Source organism: Streptomyces sp. NRRL WC-3742 (genome assembly GCF_000720635.1).
Classification (GTDB): domain Bacteria; phylum Actinomycetota; class Actinomycetes; order Streptomycetales; family Streptomycetaceae; genus Kitasatospora.
Genome location: NZ_JOCF01000113.1, coordinates 1 through 19,374, shown reverse-complemented (window position 1 = coordinate 19,374; position 19,374 = coordinate 1). Strand labels below are relative to the sequence as shown.

Sequence of the window (19,374 nt, the reverse complement as noted above, 5' to 3'; positions counted from 1 at the left end):
CCCGCGACCCCGACGCCCCCCTCGCCGCCCAGGTCGTCCGCGTCACCGCAGACGCCTACGTCGGCCGCATCAGCCTGCTGCGCGTCTACGCCGGCACCCTGCGCCCCGACACCCGGATCCACCTCAGCGGCCCCGCCCACACCGCCGACCAGAACGGCGACGAACGCGTCACCGCCCTCACCAGCCCCTTCGGCAAACTCCAGCGGCCCGTCCCCCACGCCCTCGCCGGCGACCTCGTCTGCGTCGCCAAACTCACCACCGCCCGCGCCGGCGACACCGTCCACGACCCCGGCCACCCCGTCGACCTCGACGGCTGGACCCTGCCCGAACCCCTGCTCCCCGTCGCCGTCGAAGCCCACAGCAAGGCCGACGACGACAAGCTCTCCCAGGCCCTCACCCGCCTCGCCGCCGAAGACCCCGCCCTACGCGTCGAACAGAACCCCGACACCCACCAGCTCGTCCTCTGGTGCACCGGCGAAGCCCACGCCGACGTCGTCCTCGACCGCCTGCGCACCCGCCACGGCGTCCACGTCGACACCGTCGAACCCAAGGTCGCCCTGCGCGAGACCTTCGGCACCGCCGCCGCCGGCCACGGCCGCCTCGTCAAACAGTCCGGCGGCCACGGCCAGTACGCCATCTGCGACCTCGAGGTCGAACCCCTCCCCGCCGGATCCGGGTTCGAGTTCCAGGAGAGCGTCGTCGGCGGCGCCGTCCCCAAGCACTTCATCCCCTCCGTCGAAAAGGGCATCCGCGCCCAACTCGCCAAGGGCGTCGCCACCGGCCACCCCCTCGTCGACGTCCGCGTCACCCTCACCGACGGCAAGGCGCACTCCGTCGACTCCTCCGACAGCGCCTTCCAGACCGCCGCCGCCCTCGCCCTGCGCGACGCCGCCGAGCACGCCGTCATCCGCCTGCTCGAACCCGTCGCCGCCGTCACCGTCCTCCTGCCCGACGACTACCTCGGCGCCGTCCTCGGCGACCTCTCCGCCCGACGCGGCCGCGTCCTCGGCACCGAGACCGGCGGCCCCGCCCTCACCCTGCTGCGCGCCGAGGTCCCCGAACTCGAACTCGCCCGCTACCCCGTCGACCTGCGCTCACTCACCCACGGCACCGCCGAGTTCTCCCGCGCCCACCTGCGCCACGAACCCATGCCCGCCGCCCTCGCCGAGCGCTACACCGACTGACCGGGCTGTACGGCCCGTACTGCCCGACTGCCTACGCGGACTGAGCGGGCTTCCTCGGCGGCAGCGCACACGCCGCCGTACCCCCCGGCATCCGGTGCCGGTTCCTCGCCACCCAGCGGTACACCACCGCCACCACCGGCCGCACCGGCGCCAGCGCCGCCACCGCCCCCAGATACGCCCACACCCCGCCCGTACGCATCAACAGCCGGGCCACCGCCTGCGCACCCCCGTACACCGCACCCGAGGGCGTCACCCACAGCACCTCGCGCTCGGCCCGCTCCGCCGACACCTCCCCCCGGCCACCCGCCAGCGCGTCCAGCTCCGCCAGATCCGCGAACTGGAACGGCACCGCCTCCCAGCCCCCCGAGGCCAGGGTCTGCCGCAGATACCGCTCCCCCCACCGCACACAGGACGAACAGAACGCGCAGTCCCCGTCGAAAACCAGCACCGGGTCCTTCACAACGACCTCCCCTGTCTCCACCACGCCTGACACCCCCATCCTCCTCCACCCCCACACCACGACGCCCGGCGGGCCCACCGGGTATCGAACCCCCGGAACCTGGGCATCATGCCCCTCAGGCCCGCCCGCCCGGGCCCGATCCAGCCGGCGCTGACGGCACTTCAGACGATCATCGGCGCACCGGTGCCGCGGCACGATAACCTGCCGCTGACAAGGGGAGGAGGGGACGCCACCGTGACCACACTCGACATGACCCCGGGTGCGCAGATACCCCGGACGGACACCGGCCCGCAGACCGCCGTCAGCCTGGCACTCGCCTCCGCCGCCTACCGCGACGGCGAGGTCACCGGCTTCGTCGACGCCCTCGCCTCGGGCAGCGCCAAGAAGGGCCGCTTCGCCCTCTTCCGCCCCAACGTCGGCGAGGCGTTCAGCAGGGCCCTCATCTCCCGCACCATCGGCGGCGGCCGCAAACCCCTCGTCCCCGCCTTCGGCGTCGACACCCGCCAGATCGTCGAACACTGCCTCGCGGCCGAGGAACTGCGCCACGCCCGCGACCGGAAGCTCAGCGGCGTCACCGTCCTCACCGCCCTGCTCTTCCTCCCCGGCACCCTCGTCTGGCTCGGCGCCTTCCAACTGCGCGCCTGGCTCAAGCGCGACAGCCGGCGCGGCGCCGACACCTACGGCGCCTTCGCCCTGATCGCCGCCGCGCTCCTCGCCGTCGTCCTCGCAGTGAGCCCACCGGCCGACGGCTTCCTCGGCTTCTACCTGCGCATCACCATGCTCGCCCCCGTCATCGGCTGGTACCTCGCCCGCCGGATCGTCGAACGCTCCGCCGTCGACCTGCGCCGCCGCTGGGAGGACCTCGTCGGAGGCAGCGCCGTCGCCGCCACCGTGGCCAAGGCCGTCCCCCGCGACGACCTCGACAAGAAGGCCAACGAACTGCGCGACAGCCTCGGCCGCCTCGAGGCCGAGCAGGAGACCAACATCCAGCACTACGCCGTCCCCAAGGGCATCCTCGGGGCCGGCCGCCGCTGGGGCGAATGGCGCCTCGCCGACACCCTCCACCCCGCCGAGGGCCACGTCGACTTCCGCGCCTTCCACCCCTGGGACCTCGTCCGCCGCATCTCCGCCCACCTCAAGGGCCTCGGCGTCAGCCACGTCGCCAACAGCGGCATCCCCAACGTCGCCATCAAGCAGTGGGTCGTCTACGACATCAGCGACGGCGCCGACGAGATCAGCCGCCCCGCCGGCGCCGACATGGACGGCGAGCGGATGCGCGACTTCGCCGTCCAGAGCATCGCCGACAAGCAGACCTTCCCCGGCGGCCCCCGGCACTACCTCGCCACCCAGTTCATCACCCACGACGGCAAGTTGGTCCTCACCTTCACCGTCACCGTCACCCTCCTCGCCAACGTCCTCACCATCTCCGTCGCCGGCTACGCGCTCGGCCCGGTCAAGGGCGTGTTCTTCGACAAGCCGAAGGACAAGGAGAAGAAGATCCCCAAGACCGTGAAGTTCTGGGAGGAGCGCACGGTCAAGCTCCCGCTGATCGACAACGACGAGGTCGTCCGCCAGGCCGTCCGCGCCCCCTTCCACAAGATCCCCGGCCTCCTCGGCTGGCTCGGCGGCAGCCTCGCCCTGCCCGAACCCTTCGGCCTGCGCCACGCCTGGGTCGGCCGCGCCTGGGACAGCCGCACGATGATCGACAACGCGACCAACGCCTCCGTCCCCGTGCTCAACGCCGTCCACGCGGCCACCCTCGAGTTCCTCGAGGAGCACGACCTCGACGCGGACCGCTTCTTCAAGACCCGCACCTCGATCATCAAGTCCGAGGCCCAGGGCACCCGCCCCTACGAGGCCGACGTCTACAACGCCAACTGACCTCCGCGCGTACGAAGAGGGGCCCGCCACCTGTGAGTTCGGTGGCGGGCCCCTCTTCGTACGTCCCTAGCCCTGCGGCCAGACCTCGGCCAGCATCTTGCGGGTGTCCGCGAGCAGCTGCGGCAGCACCTTGGTGTGGCCGACCACGGGCATGAAGTTGGTGTCCCCGCCCCAGCGCGGCACCACGTGCTGGTGCAGGTGCGCCGCGATCCCGGCCCCGGCCGCCGCACCCTGGTTCATGCCGATGTTGAACCCGTGCGCCCCGGAGGCCGCCCGCAGCGCGGTCATCGCCTTCTTGGTGAAGTCGGCCAGCTCCGCCGTCTCGGCGGCGTCCAGCTCCGTGTAGTCCGCGACGTGCCGGTACGGGACCACCATCAGGTGCCCGCCGTTGTACGGGTACAGGTTCAGCACCGCGAACACCGAGGAGCCGCGCGCGACGACCAGCCCGTCCTCGTCGCTGAGCGACGGAATCGAGCAGAACGGGCAACCGTCGTCCGGAGCCGGGCCGGTGGGCTTGTTCTCACCCTGGATGTACGCCATCCGATGGGGCGTCCACAGGCGGCGGAAGCCGTCCGGCTCCCCGACGCCCCGCTGCAGTTCCGGCTCAGTCGTCATGCTGATCAGCATATTCGCCCGACCGGGCTCGCAAAGCCCTGCGGGGCAGACTCATCAAGAGCCTGCCCCGCACGTGGTCGTCCGACTACCGCGTCACACCTGGACGCGGTTCTTCACGGCCTCGACGATCTCGGCGACGGCCTCCGCCAGCGGCACGCCGTTCTTCTGCTCACCATTGCGGTAGCGGAAGGACACCGCGCCCGCCTCGACGTCGTCGTTTCCGGCGATCAGCATGTACGGGACCTTGCTGCGCTGCGCGTTGCGGATCTTCTTCTGCATGCGGTCGTCCGAGGTGTCCACCTCGACCCGGATCCCCTGCTTCTTGAGCTCGGCCGCGACCTCCAGCAGGTACGGCACGTGCTCGTCGGTGATCGGGATACCGGTCACGGTGACCGGAGCCAGCCACGGCGGCATGGCGCCCGCATAGTGCTCCAGCAGAACCGCGAAGAAGCGCTCGATCGAACCGAAGAGCGCCCGGTGGATCATGACCGGCCGCTGACGCGAGCCGTCCGCCGCCGTGTACTCAAGATCGAAACGCTCAGGCAGGTTGAAGTCCAACTGGATCGTGCTCATCTGCCAGGTCCGGCCGATGGCGTCCCGCGCCTGCACCGAGATCTTCGGCCCGTAGAAGGCCGCGCCACCCGGGTCCGGCACCAGCGGGAGGCCCTGCTTCTCGGCCACCGCCGCCAGAACGCGGGTGGCCTCCTCCCAAGTCTCATCCGATCCGACGTACTTCTCCGGATCCTTGGTCGACAGCTCCAGGTAGAAGTCCGTCAGACCGTAGTCCCGAAGGAGGTTGAGCACGAAGGTCAGCGTGGAGTCGAGCTCCTCCGCCATCTGCTCGCGGGTGCAGTAGATGTGCGCGTCGTCCTGCGTGAAGCCACGCGCACGGGTCAGGCCGTGCACCACGCCCGACTTCTCGTACCGGTACACCGTCCCGAACTCGAAGAGGCGCAGCGGCAGTTCACGGTACGAGCGGCCACGCGCGTCGAAGATCAGGTTGTGCATCGGGCAGTTCATCGGCTTGAGGTAGTAGTCCACGCCCTCGTCGAGCTGCATGGGCGGGTACATACCGTCCGCGTACCAGTCGAGGTGGCCGCTCTTCTCGAAGAGCTTCCCCTTGGTGGCGTGCGGGGTGTAGACGAACTCGTAGCCCTCTTCCTCGTGCCGCTTGCGCGAGTAGTCCTCCATGGCGCGGCGGATGATGCCGCCCTTGGGGTGGAAGACGGCGAGGCCGGAGCCGATCTCCTCGGGGATGGAGAAGAGGTCGAGCTCGTTGCCGAGCTTGCGGTGGTCGCGCTTCTCGGCCTCGACGAGGAAGTCGAGGTGCGCCTTCAGCTCGTCCTTGGTCGGCCAGGCGGTGCCGTAGATGCGCTGCAACATGGGGTTCTTCTCGCTGCCGCGCCAGTACGCGGCGGCGTTGCGCATCAGCTTGAACGCCGGGATGTGCCGGGTGCTGGGCAGGTGCGGGCCGCGGCAGAGGTCGCCCCAGCACTGCTCGCCGGTCTTGGCGTCCAGGTTGTCGTAGATGGTGAGCTCGGCGCCGCCGACCTCGACGTCGGCGCCCTCGCCGGCGGTGGCGGCGGAGCCCTTGAGGCCGATCAGCTCGAGCTTGTACGGCTCGGCGGCGAGCTCCTCGGCGGCGGCCTCGTCGGTGACCACGCGGCGGGAGAACTTCTGCCCCCGCTTGATGATCTCCTGCATGCGCTTCTCGATGGCCTTGAGGTCATCGGGGTGGAAGGGCTTCTCGACGTCGAAGTCGTAGTAGAAGCCGTCCTTGACCGGCGGGCCGATGCCGAGCTTGGCCTCGGGGTAGAGCTGCTGGACGGCCTGGGCCATGACGTGCGCGGTGGAGTGGCGCAGGATGTCGAGGCCGTCCTTGCTGCCGATCTCGACCGGCTCGACCTCGTCGCCGTCCTGGACGGCGTAGGCGAGGTCCTTGAGCTGGCCGGCGACGCGGGCGGCGATGATCGAGCGGTCGTCGGCGAAGAGGTCGGCGGCCGTAGTGCCCGTCGTCACCACGCGCTCTTCCCGATCGGGTTCGCGGCTGATGATTACCCGGACGTCCGTCACCGGTCTCTCCTGACGTGCTGGATCAAGACGCAGCACAGCGCTGCGCGTGACGATGGTACCGAGAGCACCGCCTGCGCTGCGCACCTGCGTCTCCTCTACGTCTCCTCTACGTCTCCTCCGTTCCTTCCTGGAGGCCCTTGAGCAGTTGTTCGCGGTCGCCTTCCTCCCAGCCGCACAGTTCGAGTGCGTGGGGTCGGCCGAGCCGGCGGAAGCCTCCGTGGGGTTCGAGGCGGCCGGAGAGGCGGACGGGCAGGCCCGCGAGGTGGGCCTCGGCGGCGAGCCGGTAGTCGGGGTCGGGCAGGCGGATCTTGAGTTCGCGGACGTCGGCGCCGGAGAGCACCCGCAGCCGTACGGAGCCGGGCCCGGCGGGGTCGGCGCGCTTGAGGCGGACGATCAGGCCGGTGACGGTGACGGGTACGGCGGGTTCCAGGCTCTCGAGGAGGTCGGACGCCTCGGCGAGGGCGGGCAGGTCGCCGGGTGAGAAGTCGAGGACGATGCGGCGGTCCCCGAAGCCGCCGGGTGTTCCGGTGGCGGCGGACCAGGCGACGGTGAGCCGGGCGCCGGTGGTGCCGCGGACGAGTTCCGCGACGGACTGGACGAGTTCTCGGCTGACGCCGGCCTGGACGGCGTTCTCGAAGGCGTCGAGTCCGCCGCTGACCCGGCGGTAGTCGACGGCGTCGCGCAGCGCCTCGAGCGCGCGGACGAGGGTGGTGACGGCGGCGCGGCCCTCGGGGGCGGGGGTGTACGCGGTGAGGGCGGGGCCCTGTTCGACGACGAGGACGCCGTCGAGGAACTCGCCGGCGGGTCCGTCGAGCCGGGCGCCGAAGTAGGCGGCGCGGGTGCGGCCGGCCTTGGCTCCGGCGGCGAGCATGGTGCGGGCGGCCTGCCGGAGGCGTTCGGCGTCGTCCCAGCCGGTGGCCTCGGCGGGGCCGGGCAGGTCGCGGTGCCAGCGCAGTTCGTCGCCGGGGACGGCGAGGGCGAGGAGGATGGAGCGGGCGGAGGGGGTGCTGGAGCGGGAGAGCGCGGTGACGGCGTCGGTGAGGAGTTCGACGGCGTCGTCGAAGCCGTCTCCGGCGGGGACGAGGAGGCTGGTGCCGGGCTCGTGGTCGGGCGGGGTCCAGCGGCCGTAGCGGGCGGCGGGGCCTCCGCGGCGGACCCAGCCGTAGCGGGCGAGCAGGGTGGCCAGCACCGCGGGGTCGACGGTGGCCGGGTCGGGCAGGGGGCGGGCGGGCTCGCCCGGTCCGTGCGACGCAGTCATGGGGGTGCTTCCTCGCTGCCGGGGCCGGGCGGTCACGGGCTTGCGCCCGCGCCGACCCGGGCCATGATGTCGCAGAGCGCGCGGTCGTCGAAGACCTGGTCGGTGGGGACCCTGACGTTGGTGCGCCGGCGGCCGGTGACGGGGTGGCCGGCGAGGTTGGTCCAGTAGCAGCAGTGCCGCAGTTCCAGTGCGTCGGGCCGGGCGTCGAGCCACTGGTCGACGCGGCTGGGGAGCAGCATGACGACCAGGATGCGGGGGACGGCGACGCGGGTGCGGGCGAGTTTGCGCAGGTGTTCGTTGTCGAGGGTGAAGCTGAAGTGGGGGCCGGGCGGTCGGGCGGCGATCTGCTGGGTGGCCTTGAGCTGGATCTTGACGGTGACCTCGTCGTCGACCTCGTGCTCGCGGGAACCGTGGCTGACGTGCCAGTCGATGCCGTTGTCCGGGAAGGGCTGGGAGAGCGAGCAGCCGGCGGCGGCGGCGACGGCGTGCAGGTAGCCGACCTGCAGGGTCTCCATGCAGGCGGTGACGGCCAGGTTTCCTCGTGGTGCGTCCGCCGCCGCCCCTTCGGGCTGCGGCTGGGTCAGTGCCATGGCCCCGTGGCCTCCCCCGGCTCCGGGCCCGCCCGGGCTCGGGCGGGACACCCTCCGTGAGGATCCCCGGTCGGGCCTGGGCCAAACGGTTGAACGGGTGTCAGAAGCGGGTATCAACCGGGCGCGGAACGCTCGCCTGAGGGGCAGTCATGCAGCAGATCTGGTACACCGGCCCACTCGCCTCCTTCGACACCGAGACCACCGGCGTGGACGTGGAGTCCGATCGGATCGTCTCGGCCGCCCTGGTCGTCCAACTCGCCCCGGGCGCACCGGTGCACGGCACCACCTGGCTCGCCGATCCGGGCGTGCCGATCCCCGACGGCGCCCGTGCGGTGCACGGCATCAGCGACGAACGGGTGCGGGCGCACGGCCGCCCGGCCCGTACGGTGGTGGCGGAGGTCGTGCGCGCGCTGGCGGCGCAGGCGCGGTCGGGCCGTCCGGTGGTGGTGATGAACGCGCCGTACGATCTGACGCTGCTGGACCGGGAGTTGCGCCGTCATCACGGGGTGACGCTGGCGGACGGTCTGGAGTCGGCGCCGCTGGTGATACTCGATCCGCGGGTGCTGGACAAGCACGTGGACCGCTACCGCAAGGGCCGCCGGACGTTGACGGACCTGTGCGCGCACTACGAGGTGGAGTTGACCGGTGCTCATGACGCGGCGGCGGACGCGACGGCGTCGCTGGCGCTGACGCGGCGGATAGGTGCCCGGTATCCGGCGGCGCTGGGCGGGCTGTCGGCGGCGGAGCTGCATCTGCGGCAGGCGGTGTGGCACGCGGCGCAGGCGCGTGGGCTGCAGCGGTGGTTCGACCGGTCGGGGACGCCGGAGCGGGTGGACCTGTCGTGGCCGTTGCGGCCGGCCCGGTGCGGCTGCGGCCGCCGGCTGGAGCCGGAGCACGGCTGCGAGGCGGCGGCGTAGGGGTCCGGGACGTGCAGCAGGCCCTGATCCTGTTCGGATCAGGGCCTGCGTGCTGTCCGGTGGGCGATACTGGGATCGAACCAGTGACCCCTTCGGTGTGAACGAAGTGCTCTCCCGCTGAGCTAATCGCCCGGGCAACGAGAAGAACTGTAGCACCATTGCGAGCCGGTCGTACAACTCGTCCCTTCCGGGGACGGCCGACGCATCCGCAGAACTCGCGCTCCGCCGGGCTGCTGACTGATCCTCAGCCTGATTAGCGGGTGATCTCCGGGGGATTCCCGGAAATACACGTGAGGCCCAGCCGATAATCGACTGGGCCTCACATATCACAATGCATTCCGGTGGGCGATACTGGGATCGAACCAGTGACCCCTTCGGTGTGAACGAAGTGCTCTCCCGCTGAGCTAATCGCCCGGGTGCAGGGAAAACATTACCGCATCCCGAGCGGTGGTCCGACCACCCTGCGGGCCGGCGGCCCCTACACGCGCGCGCCCGTAGGGCCTGCCGACGTCCGGAGGCGCGCCGTCCGGCCCTGCGATGTCACCCGATCCCGTGTTCCCTGCCGTCTTGTCGTTTCGCACAGTCGTACCGGGAAACGTACCGAGAAGCGCCCCGCTAATGCCCGACCCTCGCGCCGTGGGGCGATTCCGCAATGCGCCGTAAGGGGTACGACTCGCGCCCGAATCGGGACAGAGGGGTTTACATCGGTCTTGGGGGTGGGATGGTCCGTTCGCCGACGTGCGATTCCCCGAGCGCACACTGAGCGAAAGGCCATGGCGCTTATGAACACCACGGTCAGCTGCGAGCTGCACCTGCGCCTCATCGTGTCCAGCGAGTCCTCACTGCCCGTCCCCGCGGGCCTGCGCTACGACACCGCCGACCCCTATGCCGTGCACGCCACGTTCCACACGGGCGCCGACGAGACCGTGGAGTGGGTGTTCGCCCGAGATCTCCTCGCGGAGGGGCTGCACCGACCCACCGGTACCGGCGACGTCCGGGTGTGGCCGTCGCGCAGCCACGGGCAAGGGGTGGTCTGCATCGCGCTGAGCTCTCCGGAAGGAGAAGCCTTGCTGGAGGCCCCGGCGCGGGCGCTTGAGTCCTTCCTCAAGCGGACGGACGCCGCGGTGCCCCCGGGCACCGAACACCGCCACTTCGACCTCGACCGGGAGCTGTCCCACATCCTCGCCGAAAGCTGATTCCGACCGGAGGGCGGTCCTGCCCCGCTGTCGGCGGGGCGTACTCCCTGCCGCCATCACTGCCGTCCTACTCGGGGGCACGGCAGCGGACCAAGCCGCGCACGACGCGGCCTCGGGGTCGGTGAGCGGCCCGCTCCCACCGGGGCGGGCCGGTGACACCGCAGGCGCCCGGCGCCGGAGTCGGTCATCCGTACGGGTGGCCGGTTCCGGCGCCGGGCGCCGTCGTCGTTTTTGGGGGGCTCCGGCGGAATCCGTACACGCCTTCGAACGAACGCGCCGCCCATCCCCGGCGGCGCCGGGTATGGTCTTGGGTTAACCGTGACCGCGGGGTACCACGAGTCCCCCTGCGCGAGGAGCCCCCAAACGTGCTGATCACCCACGACACCGAGTGCGCTCTGAGCATCCTCGTCGACCTGCTCAACACCGCACCAGAGGTGTGCGGCGACGAGAAGCTGCCGGACGTCGCCGCACTGGACGGCTTCGTGATCCGCAACGAGATCAGCGAGATCGACTCGCTGACCGAGCACGACCTGCACCGGGTGCACGGGCTGCGCACCCGGCTGCGCGAGGTGTTCGCGACGGAGTCCACGGAGGACGCCGCCGAGCTGGTCAACGCCATCGTCACGGACGCCGGGACGACCCCGCGCCTGGTCAACCACGACCACCACGGATGGCACGTCCACTACTTCGCGCCGCACGCCGCGATCGGCGACCACCTGGCGGCCGAGCTGGCCATGGCGCTGGTCTTCATCCTCATGGCGGGCGAGCGGGAGCGGCTGCGGCGCTGCGAGGCGCCGGACTGCGCCCGGGTCTTCGTCGACCTCTCGCGCAACCGCTCCCGGCGCTACTGCGACAGCCGGACCTGCGGGAACCGGCTGCACGTGGCCGCGTACCGGGCGCGCCAGCGCTCGGCGGAGGCCGTTCCCTCCGCCTGAGCCCGCGCCCTGGCGCTTCAGATCCCGCGCTTGCGGAGGATCTCCTCGATGTCGTCGAAGTCGCCGCCGAGGCCGTCGTCGCGCTTGCCCGACTGCTTCCTCGGCTTCGGTTTCGGCGGGGCGGGCGTGACCGCGGGGCGCTCGGGGGCCGGGCCTGCGGCGGCCGGGCGCTCCGGGGCCGGCTCGACCTCGCCGCGGCGGCCGACCCAGCGGGTGGTCACCAGCAGGACGGCGGAGACGCCGAGCAGCGCGACGCCCGTCCACACCCGGGGGTCGAACACGAGCCTGGCGGCCCAGTGCCCGAACTCGCGGCCGATCGTGGTGGCCAGCGGGAACAGGCCCGTCAGGTAGAGCCCGGCGGGCAGCAGGGCGACGGCGAACCAGCGGGTCGCGGAGAGGAAGCGCCGGCGCCACGCCCGCAGGCCGGCGACGGCCACCCCGCCCGCCGTGAGCGCGAAGCTGATCGCCGCCGTCAGCACGGGCTCGCCCCTTCGCGTCCGCGTCCGGTGGTCCTGGTCATCGGTGCCTCCTGTGGCTGGTCGAGGTGCCCATTGATGGAACACTGGGCGGATGATCGATGGTTCCCTCCCCCGCCTCGAGTTCTGGTGCGACCTCCAGTGCCCGGACTGCCGCACCGCCCTGGACGACGTACGGGCTCTGCGCGAGCAGTACGGCGACGCGCTGTCCGTGGAGCTGCGGCACTTCCCGCTGGAGAAGCGCAAGCACGCCTACGCCGCCGCCGAGGCGGCCGAGGAGGCGTTCGCGCAGGGGCTCGGATGGCCGTTCGTCGAGGCGCTGCTGGAGCGGACGGAGGAGCTGGGCCGGGGCGGGCAGAAGGTGCTGCTGGACGTGGCCCGGGAGGTCGGGGTGGACGCCGAGGAGGTGGACACCGCGCTGATCGACGGGCGGCACATGCTGACCGTGGACGCCGACCAGGCGGAGGCCAGGGCGATCGGCGTCACGGGCACGCCCACGTACGTGATCGGCGGGCAGCGGCTGGACGGCGGGCAGAGCCAGGAGGGTCTGCGGGAGCGGATCGTGGCCATCCTCGAGGCCGCCGAGCCCGCATCCTGACATGACGGCCCGACCGTTCGTCGGTCAGAGCTGTTTGCCGTAGAGGCGCTCGGTCACCGCGTAGCCCAGCGACTCGTAGAGCCGGACGGCGACCTCGTTGCGGGCGAAGACGTTGAGCCCGAGGTTGTGCACTCCGGCGGCCAGGCACTCGCGTTCGGCGAGCAGCATCAGCGTGCGTCCGTGCCCTCGGCCCCGGTGGGCCGGGGGCACCTCCACGCTCATCACCCAGGCGAGCGGTTCGCCGTCGGGCAGGTCGCGCAGGCGCAGCTGGAGCCAGACCGAGCCGTACGGGCCCTCCCCGGCGTCGGCGCCGTAGAGCCTGCGCAGGACGACGCCGGGGTTCCCGATGCTCTGCTCGGCCGGGTCGACGGCGCTGATCCTGGTGCGGGCCTGCTCCTCGGTGAGGCCGGACTCGACGAGCGCCTCGTGGTAGCGCTCGGTGGAGAGGGCGAACCAGTCGTCGAGGTCGGCGGGGTCGAACGGGCGCGCCTCCAGGCCGTGCGGCAGGGCGGGGGGAGCGGCCAGTCGCTTGGCCATGCCGAGGGTGCGCTCGGTGTAGCCGAGGGCGAGGGCGAGGCCCCGTGCCGCGTCGGCCGCCGCGGGGATGCTGACGTCGATCCGGAGGCAGCCCCAGCTGCGCAGGACCTCCTCGGCGGCCAGGGCTCCGAAGGTTCCGCGACCGCGACCCCGGCCTTCGGCGATCTCCAACTCGGATATCCTGCCCCAGAGTTGACGGCCCTGCGGGTCCGCGGTGGTGCGCAGGGCGCCGACCTGACGGCCGTTCGCGAGTATCCGCCAGCGTCTGGTGCGGCCTCCGGCCGCGGTGGGTGACTCGGGGCCCTCGGGGCGCAGCGTGGTGGTCATGTGGTGGTCCCTTCCCCTTGTCGGTGAGGTTAGCCGTGTGCCGCGCCCCGGGGTCGCTACCGGGCCGGGCCGCTCAGGGGTCGAGGTCGTCGCCGCTGCGCTCGGCGAAGACGGCCATGGCCTTGGCGGTGACGGGGCCGGTGCCGGGGAGTTCGCGGTCGTCGACGCGGGTGACGGCCTGGACGTCGCGGGTGCTGGAGGTCAGGAAGATCTCCTCGGCGTCCCGGAGGGCCTCGAGCGGGAGGTCGGCCTCCTCGGCGCCGCACCAGTCGAGGACGAGCTGCCGGGTGATGCCGGCGAGGCAGCCGGAGGCGAGCGGCGGGGTGAGCAGGCGGCCGCCGAGGACGACGAAGACGTTGGAGCCGGTGCCCTCGCAGAGGCGGCCGGCGGTGTTGGCGAACAGAGCCTCGGAGGCGCCGGCGCGGTGGGCGGCGGCGAGGGCGACGACGTTCTCGGCGTACGAGGTGGTCTTGAGACCGGCGACGGCGCTGTGCTCGTTGCGGCGCCAGGGGACGACGGCGACGGCGGTCTCGTCGGGGCGGCGGGTGATGGCGCCGAGGGCGGCGACCAGGGTGGGGCCGGCGGTGCCGCGTTCGGAGCCGAGCGGGGCGATGCCGCCGGTGTAGGTGACGCGCAGGCGGCCGAGCGGGACAGGGTCGGCGGCGAGGACCTGGGCGCAGGCTTCGCGGACCAGGTCGTGGTCGGGGTCGGGCAGGCCGAGGCCCCGGGCGGAGCGGGTGAGCCGGTCGAGGTGGCGGGTCAGGGCGAAGGTGCGGCCGTCGACGACCTTCATGGTCTCGAAGACGCCGTCGCCGGTGGTGAGTCCGTGGTCGAGGACGGAGACGGCGGCCCGGGCGGAGTCGACGAGCGTTCCGTTGACCCAGCTCGTGGTGGGGTTGTGCATCGGGCGCGGCTCCTCGGGGGTCTCTGGATCAGGAGGTGTCGGGAAGTGTCAGGGGGCTCAGGGGCTGTCAGGGGTTGTCGGGGGTGTGGCCGCCCGACGCTATCGCGACGAGGCGGGCGGCCTTGAGTTCCGTCTCGTCCCATTCGCGTTCGGGGTCGGAGCCCCAGGTGATGCCGGCGCCGGTGCCGAAGCGCAGGACGGGGGCGTCGCAGTCCTGCCGGTCGATCCAGAACGTGCGGATGCCGACGGCGAGTTCGGCCTCGCCGCGGTCGGCGTCGACCCAGCCGATCGCGCCGCAGTAGGGGCCTCGGGGGGCCGTCTCCAGGGCGTCGATGATCCGCAGGGCGCTGGACTTGGGGGCGCCGGTGACGGAGCCGGGCGGGAAGGTGGCGGCGAGGAGCTCGGGCCAGCCGGCGCCCTCGCGCAGGGTGCCCTCGACGGTGGAGACGAGGTGGACCAGGCCGGGGTGCTTCTCGACGACGCACAGGTCGGGGACGGTGACGCTGCCGGTGGCGCAGACGCGGCCGAGGTCGTTGCGGACCAGGTCGACGATCATCACGTTCTCGGCGTGGTCCTTGTCGAGGAGGTCGTGCTCGGTGCGGCCGGTGCCCTTGATCGGGCCGGAGGAGACGGTGCGTCCGCCGCGGTGCAGGTAGAGCTCGGGTGAGGCGGTGGCGATCTCGACGCCGTGGTCGGGCAGCCGGATCGTGCCGGCGTACGGGGCGGGGTTGCCGCGGGCGAGCAGGCCCGTGAGGGCGTCGATGTCGGTGCGCGCGGGGTCGGGCAGGGGCGCGGACAGGACGCGGCAGAGGTTGGCCTGGTAGACCTCGCCGGCGGCTATGTGCTCGCGGATGCGGCGCACGCCCGCGGTGTAGGCGGCGCGGTCCAGGGAGCTGTGCCAGTCGCCGGCGGCCGGGCCCTGCCAGCCCGTGCCCGAGGGCGGGGCGGGGGCGGGGCGCACGTGTTCGAAGCGGGCGCAGGTGAGGCGGCCCTCGAAGTCGTACGCGACGGCCCAGTGGCCGGTGGAGTCGAGGGCGGCCGGGTCCGAGGTGACGTCGCGCAGCCCGGTGGCCAGGCGGCCGCCGAAGCGGGCGAGGGGGGTGCGGGGGTCGATCGGGCCGGACACGGTTCTCCTGCGCGGTGGTGCTGGGGGCGGTGCCTGAAGTGTAGGTCGGGGGCGCCCGCCGGGGCCGGGGGCGTGAGCAGTCGCGGGCGTCGCGCGGGTGTTCGCCGGGTGGCCTGCGGATGATCGTCCGTGAGCGGCGCAGGTGGCGGCAGGTGCCCCCTCGCCGGGGCTGACGGAACGGCACGCGCAGGGCATCCCCTCGGCACGCTGCGGGAACGGATTTTTAGCTGGCCCGGGAATCCGCTAGAGTTCAACACGTCGCCAGGGAGCGCAGCCGAGGAAAAGCGGTGAAGGCCCCCGGGAGACAGGCGGACGTAGCTCAGTTGGTAGAGCATCACCTTGCCAAGGTGAGGGTCGCGAGTTCGAATCTCGTCGTCCGCTCGATGGAGAACAGTGTAAGATCGTTCTTCGAGTGTTGCCTGGTGGAGTGGCCGAGAGGCGAGGCAACGGCCTGCAAAGCCGTGTACACGGGTTCAAATCCCGTCTCCACCTCCAAGAGGATCGCCCGGTTCCGCCGGGAGACCTCCCCGCGCGATTAGCTCAGCGGGAGAGCACTACCTTGACACGGTAGGGGTCACTGGTTCAATGCTGCAGGAACGCCTTACCAGGCGCGATTAGCTCAGCGGGAGAGCACTACCTTGACACGGTAGGGGTCACTGGTTCAATCCCAGTATCGCGCACAGTGACGGCCGGGGCCGCGATCCGTGAGGATCGCGGCCCCGGCCTTTTTCGGCTTGCTCCAACGTGCTCCAAGAGGAGAAGAGCCGCGTACGGTCGCCCTCACCGACGTCCGTACGCGGCGTCTCCGCCTGCCGGGGCGCTCTGCGCACCGCTCTCGCCCGTCCGCGTGTCATCGCGGCCGCGGCTCTCCCCGGCGACACCGATCCCCGTCCCCAGGGGATCAGTGCCCGTTCTGTGGCCGGCCCCGCGGGGCCGGGTGTATCAGTGGCCGAGCAGGTCGACGACGGCCTGGGCCTGGTTCGCCATCTGCTCCCAACCACCGAAGAGGATCACCAGCAGCACGGCGCACGGCAGGGCCATGGCCAGCGCCACGGCGGGGTGCCGCGTCTGCTGCTCGGTGGACCGGGACTGGACGAAGGCCGGACGGCGGCGGCGCGGAGATCCCGTGAGCTGCGATGCCATGCCCTTGCTCCTGATCCGGTCGAGTTGGCGCGGTGGACGGCTTACCTCGGGGGACGAGCTCCCCGTCCACCGCTGAGGACAACGCTATTGGTCAGGGGGCCTTTCGAGCGTCATGCCGTCGTACTGTTCCTCGGGCATCCCGGAGGATGACTGCCGTACTTAGGGCCTACTACCGCAGGGGGAGGGAGCCGTGATCCGGCCCCCGGGGGAACCCTGAGGGGGAACCCCGAGGCCGGATCGGCCACCCCTGTGACCTGCGGGTCAGCCCAAGATCGGACAATCGCACGGCCGCTTCAGGTGTTGCGTATCAGCACACCGCAGCGGGCAGTCCGTAAGCTGTGCCAGGCAGGAACTGACGATGCCCCAACCGACGGGGCCTCAACCACGGGCTGACGGGGAACGGGAACATGGCGATGATGCGGCTGAGGCGTGAGGACCCCCGCATCGTCGGGCCGTACCGACTGCACCGGAGACTCGGCGCCGGCGGCATGGGCGTCGTCTACCTCGGCTCCGACCGCAAGGGGCAGCGCGTCGCCCTCAAGCTGATCCGCGCCGAACTCGCCGAGGACCAGGAGTTCCGCACCCGCTTCGCCCGCGAGATCGCCGCCGCCTCCCGCATCCGGGGCGCCTGCACGGCACGCGTCGTCGGCTCCGACATCGAGGCCGAGCGGCCCTGGCTGGCCACCGCGTACGTGCCCGGGCCCTCCCTCTACAAGCGGGTCGGCGACGACGGGCCGATGGGCTGGCCCGAGGCCGCCCGGATCGGGGCCGCGCTCGCGGACGGGCTCGTCAAGGTGCACGAGGCCGGGGTCGTCCACCGGGACCTCAAGCCCTCCAACATCCTGCTGTCGCCGCGCGGCCCCAGGATCATCGACTTCGGCATCGCGTGGTCGCGCGGCGCCAGCACGCTCACCCACGTCGGCACCGCCGTCGGCTCCCCCGGCTTCCTCGCGCCCGAACAGGTGCGCGGCGCGGCCGTCACCCCGGCCACGGACGTCTTCGCCTTCGGCGCGACGCTCGCCTATGCGCTCACCGGGGACACCCCGTTCGGCTCCGGTGCCTCCTCGGAGGTGATGCTGTACCGGGTCGTCCACGAGGAGCCCGACCTGTCGGCCGTACCGCCGCAGCTCGCGCCGCTGATCCGGGCCTGCCTGGCCAAGGAGCCCGCCGAGCGGCCCGGCGCGGCCGCACTGCACGAGCGGCTCAGCGAACTGGCGGCGCGCGGTGCGGCGTTGGGGGCTTCCGCCGGGCGCGCTGTGCGGGCGGGGCGGGGGGCGGGTGCTCCGGGTTCTCCCGTTGCTCCGGCTGGTTCCGCCGGGCCCGCCGGTCCCGCCGGCCCCGTGCACGGGGTGCCCGGGCCCGGGCGCTCCCCCGAGCCGCAGGCCGCCGCCCGGGCGCGGGCCGCCTCCGGCGCGGCCGCACGACGGCCCGCCGGCGCCCCGCTCCCCCGGCCCGAGCCGACACCCGTCACCCGGCCGCTGCGCGAGCGGCCCCACACCCCGCCGCCCGGACGGCCCGGCGGGCGCCCGCCCGGCAACGCCCGGCAGCGGCTGCTCCGGCAGCGGCTGGTGGTCTTCGTCACCGTCACGCTCGGGGTCGCCCTGGCGATCGCGGCGGCCCAGGGGTGCGAGGAGCGCGGCAACCAGGGGCGCCGGGCGCCCGCGACCTCCTCGCCCGCCACCGGCGGTTCGGCGGACGTGGCGCCGCAGTCCAGCGGCACGCCCGTACCGGCGGCGGCGCGCAGCCTCCCGCCCGTGGACGCCTCGCTCGCGGCCGCCCAGGGGCCGGGCCCGGCGGTGGACTGGCCCAACCGCACCTACCCGGACGGCACCGGCGGGCCCGGCATCACCCTCCGCGAGGGGCACTCGGCCGGGGCCGGACCGCAGGTCTCGCTCAGTGCGGTGCTCCCGGCCCGCTTCAGGGGCGCGCCCGCCTCGATCGTCGTCCTGCGGCGCACCGAGGGCTCAGTGCCGGTCGACCTCGTACAGATGTACACCTTCGCGGCCGACAACACCCCGGTCGCCGCGGCCTCCCGCACCTCCGCCGCGGACCCGCAGGCCGCCGCCACCTGGCGCCTGGACGGCGGCACCGTCGTCCGCGAGGAACGCGTCCCCACCACCGGCGCCACCACCTCCACCCGCTACGCCGTCCGCACCGACGGCACCCTCGACGAATCCTGGCCCGGCGCCGGCGCCTCCGGCGGCACCCCACCCCCCGCCGCCGCCCCCGCCCCACCCACCGCCCCCACCAGCTGACAAGCCGCCCAGAAAGTCGGCGGGATCGACTTCCCACGCCACACGACGGGAAAGGCCCGCACACAACTGCGCCTGCCGCCTCCCCACACGGAAGTCGATCAGCGCACACCCAAACCCACGGCAACCCGCCAGCCCCGGACCCTCCCCCGCTGCGCGAAGGCGCACGAGCACGCTGATGCGCAGGAAGTCGGCGGGGCCGACTTCCTGTGCGAAGGGCTGAGGCACGGGCGACTGCGCAGCAGTGGGCCGCGGCGCGGCGAGGCGGCGCAAGGGGAGGACATCACCGGCGGCTGCCAGGGGGTGAGCGCAGGAAGTCGGCGGGATCGACTTCCTACGCGGGAGGAGTGGCAGCCGCCCTGCGGATGCGGGGAGATTCATGGCGAGCGTAGGAAGTCGGGCTGGCCGACTTCCTACGCAACGGGCAGAAGTGTGGCCGGGCTGCGGGGCGGCGGGTAGGCCACGCGCACCGGGTGCGGGGGGTGCGGCCAGGCGGCGCAGGAGGGTGGCATCGCTGGGGGTGCGAGTGGCCGACTCTGTGCACGTGCGCAGCAGGTGAGCGGGCAGCGCAAGCGAGCGCAGCTGCGTAGGAAGTCGGCCGAGTCGACTTCCTACGTACGGGCCGTGCCCGGCGGCGCACGCGATGTGACGCGGGCTCGTGCTGGCGCGCTGATGGGTGAGAACGAGGCTCGGCTGCACAGGAGGTCGGCGGCCGAATGCCCTGAGGTGGTGGGCCCCGGGTCGGGAGATACAACCGGGCGGCCCGTGGTGGGGCGGCATCGCTGGGGGCGGGCGCAGGAAGTCGGCGGGGCCGACTTCCTGTGCGGGGGCGCGCGGGGCAGGGCGGGTGTGGGGAGGTTGGTGGCGAGCGCAGGAAGGCGGGGGGCCGACTTCCTGTGCGG

At 72.6% G+C, this 19,374-nt stretch carries 16 protein-coding genes, 5 tRNA genes and 1 pseudogene; 10 read left to right on the top strand and 12 right to left on the bottom strand.

Annotation, left to right across the window (positions count from 1 at the left end):
• On the top strand, positions 1-1,184 hold a 1,184-nt coding region (locus IH61_RS0138160; protein ID WP_031078676.1), incomplete at its 5' end, for an EF-Tu/IF-2/RF-3 family GTPase.
• A gap of 31 nt (positions 1,185-1,215) precedes the next feature.
• Here the strand turns inward: IH61_RS0138160 and IH61_RS0138155 are convergent.
• A complete protein-coding gene (locus IH61_RS0138155; RefSeq protein WP_234327514.1) occupies positions 1,216-1,668 on the bottom strand; it encodes a thiol-disulfide oxidoreductase DCC family protein in 453 nt (150 codons plus the stop codon).
• Positions 1,669-1,878: 210 nt separating this feature from the next.
• Here IH61_RS0138155 and IH61_RS0138150 point away from each other — a divergent pair, with 210 nt between their 5' ends.
• Positions 1,879-3,525, top strand: a complete 1,647-nt coding sequence (locus IH61_RS0138150) for a hypothetical protein (RefSeq protein WP_051838705.1) — start codon at positions 1,879-1,881, stop codon at positions 3,523-3,525.
• A gap of 66 nt (positions 3,526-3,591) precedes the next feature.
• Here the strand turns inward: IH61_RS0138150 and IH61_RS0138145 are convergent, their stop codons facing one another.
• The 4 genes from IH61_RS0138145 to IH61_RS0138130 form a co-directional block, all read right to left on the bottom strand.
• Positions 3,592-4,152, bottom strand: a complete 561-nt coding sequence (locus IH61_RS0138145; RefSeq protein ID WP_031078671.1) for an HIT family protein — start codon at positions 4,150-4,152, stop codon at positions 3,592-3,594.
• Between the two features lie 81 nt (positions 4,153-4,233).
• Positions 4,234-6,213, bottom strand: coding sequence for a threonine--tRNA ligase (gene thrS / locus IH61_RS0138140; RefSeq protein ID WP_031078667.1), 1,980 nt, complete (start codon positions 6,211-6,213; stop codon positions 4,234-4,236).
• 106 nt (positions 6,214-6,319) lie between these two features.
• Entirely contained in the window at positions 6,320-7,471 is a 1,152-nt protein-coding gene (locus tag IH61_RS0138135; RefSeq protein ID WP_051838704.1) for a hypothetical protein, read from the bottom strand.
• 32 nt (positions 7,472-7,503) lie between these two features.
• Positions 7,504-8,061 (bottom strand): DUF4365 domain-containing protein, encoded by a 558-nt coding sequence (locus tag IH61_RS0138130; RefSeq protein ID WP_031078664.1) that lies wholly within the window; start codon positions 8,059-8,061, stop codon positions 7,504-7,506.
• 149 nt (positions 8,062-8,210) lie between these two features.
• Here IH61_RS0138130 and IH61_RS0138125 point away from each other — a divergent pair, with 149 nt between their 5' ends.
• The gene (locus IH61_RS0138125) at positions 8,211-8,978 is read left to right on the top strand and encodes an exonuclease domain-containing protein (protein WP_031078662.1); all 768 of its coding nucleotides are present in this window, start codon (positions 8,211-8,213) and stop codon (positions 8,976-8,978) included.
• A 60-nt stretch (positions 8,979-9,038) separates the two neighbouring features.
• Here IH61_RS0138125 and IH61_RS0138120 read toward each other — a convergent pair.
• Positions 9,039-9,110 (bottom strand) — tRNA-Val (locus IH61_RS0138120).
• Positions 9,111-9,320: 210 nt separating this feature from the next.
• Positions 9,321-9,392: transfer RNA gene (locus IH61_RS0138115), tRNA-Val, on the bottom strand.
• A 368-nt stretch (positions 9,393-9,760) separates the two neighbouring features.
• On the opposite strand from IH61_RS0138115, the gene IH61_RS0138110 reads away from it, so the two are divergent.
• Positions 9,761-10,174, top strand: a complete 414-nt coding sequence (locus IH61_RS0138110; RefSeq protein WP_030056266.1) for an SsgA family sporulation/cell division regulator — start codon at positions 9,761-9,763, stop codon at positions 10,172-10,174.
• Between the two features lie 365 nt (positions 10,175-10,539).
• A complete protein-coding gene (locus IH61_RS0138105) occupies positions 10,540-11,109 on the top strand; it encodes a CGNR zinc finger domain-containing protein (RefSeq protein ID WP_031078659.1) in 570 nt (189 codons plus the stop codon).
• A gap of 17 nt (positions 11,110-11,126) precedes the next feature.
• Here IH61_RS0138105 and IH61_RS0138100 read toward each other — a convergent pair whose 3' ends face one another.
• On the bottom strand, positions 11,127-11,588 hold the full coding sequence (locus IH61_RS0138100; protein WP_031078657.1) for a hypothetical protein: 462 nt from the start codon (positions 11,586-11,588) through the stop codon (positions 11,127-11,129).
• Between the two features lie 91 nt (positions 11,589-11,679).
• Between IH61_RS0138100 and IH61_RS0138095 the strand changes: the two genes are divergently transcribed.
• Positions 11,680-12,183 (top strand): DsbA family protein, encoded by a 504-nt coding sequence (locus tag IH61_RS0138095; protein ID WP_031078654.1) that lies wholly within the window; start codon positions 11,680-11,682, stop codon positions 12,181-12,183.
• A 24-nt stretch (positions 12,184-12,207) separates the two neighbouring features.
• Here IH61_RS0138095 and IH61_RS0138090 read toward each other — a convergent pair whose 3' ends face one another.
• From IH61_RS0138090 to IH61_RS0138080, 3 genes are all read right to left on the bottom strand, one after another.
• A complete protein-coding gene (locus IH61_RS0138090; RefSeq protein WP_031078653.1) occupies positions 12,208-13,047 on the bottom strand; it encodes a GNAT family N-acetyltransferase in 840 nt (279 codons plus the stop codon).
• A 73-nt stretch (positions 13,048-13,120) separates the two neighbouring features.
• Positions 13,121-13,951, bottom strand: coding sequence for an aminotransferase class IV (locus IH61_RS0138085; RefSeq protein WP_031078651.1), 831 nt, complete (start codon positions 13,949-13,951; stop codon positions 13,121-13,123).
• 67 nt (positions 13,952-14,018) lie between these two features.
• Complete coding sequence (locus IH61_RS0138080) at positions 14,019-15,077, bottom strand: chorismate-binding protein (RefSeq protein WP_031078649.1); 1,059 nt, start codon at positions 15,075-15,077, stop codon at positions 14,019-14,021.
• A gap of 308 nt (positions 15,078-15,385) precedes the next feature.
• On the opposite strand from IH61_RS0138080, the gene IH61_RS0138075 reads away from it, so the two are divergent.
• The 3 genes from IH61_RS0138075 (at position 15,386) to IH61_RS0138060 (ending at position 15,757) form a co-directional block, all read left to right on the top strand.
• Positions 15,386-15,458, top strand: a tRNA-Gly gene (locus IH61_RS0138075).
• A gap of 40 nt (positions 15,459-15,498) precedes the next feature.
• Positions 15,499-15,572: transfer RNA gene (locus IH61_RS0138070), tRNA-Cys, on the top strand.
• Between the two features lie 113 nt (positions 15,573-15,685).
• Positions 15,686-15,757, top strand: a tRNA-Val gene (locus IH61_RS0138060).
• Between the two features lie 262 nt (positions 15,758-16,019).
• Here IH61_RS0138060 and IH61_RS0138055 read toward each other — a convergent pair.
• Complete coding sequence (locus IH61_RS0138055; RefSeq protein ID WP_031078647.1) at positions 16,020-16,220, bottom strand: hypothetical protein; 201 nt, start codon at positions 16,218-16,220, stop codon at positions 16,020-16,022.
• Positions 16,221-16,627: 407 nt separating this feature from the next.
• Here IH61_RS0138055 and IH61_RS0138050 point away from each other — a divergent pair.
• A pseudogene (locus IH61_RS0138050) lies at positions 16,628-17,851 on the top strand (serine/threonine-protein kinase); the annotation flags it as partial.
• Positions 17,852-19,374: the final 1,523 nt, after the last annotated feature.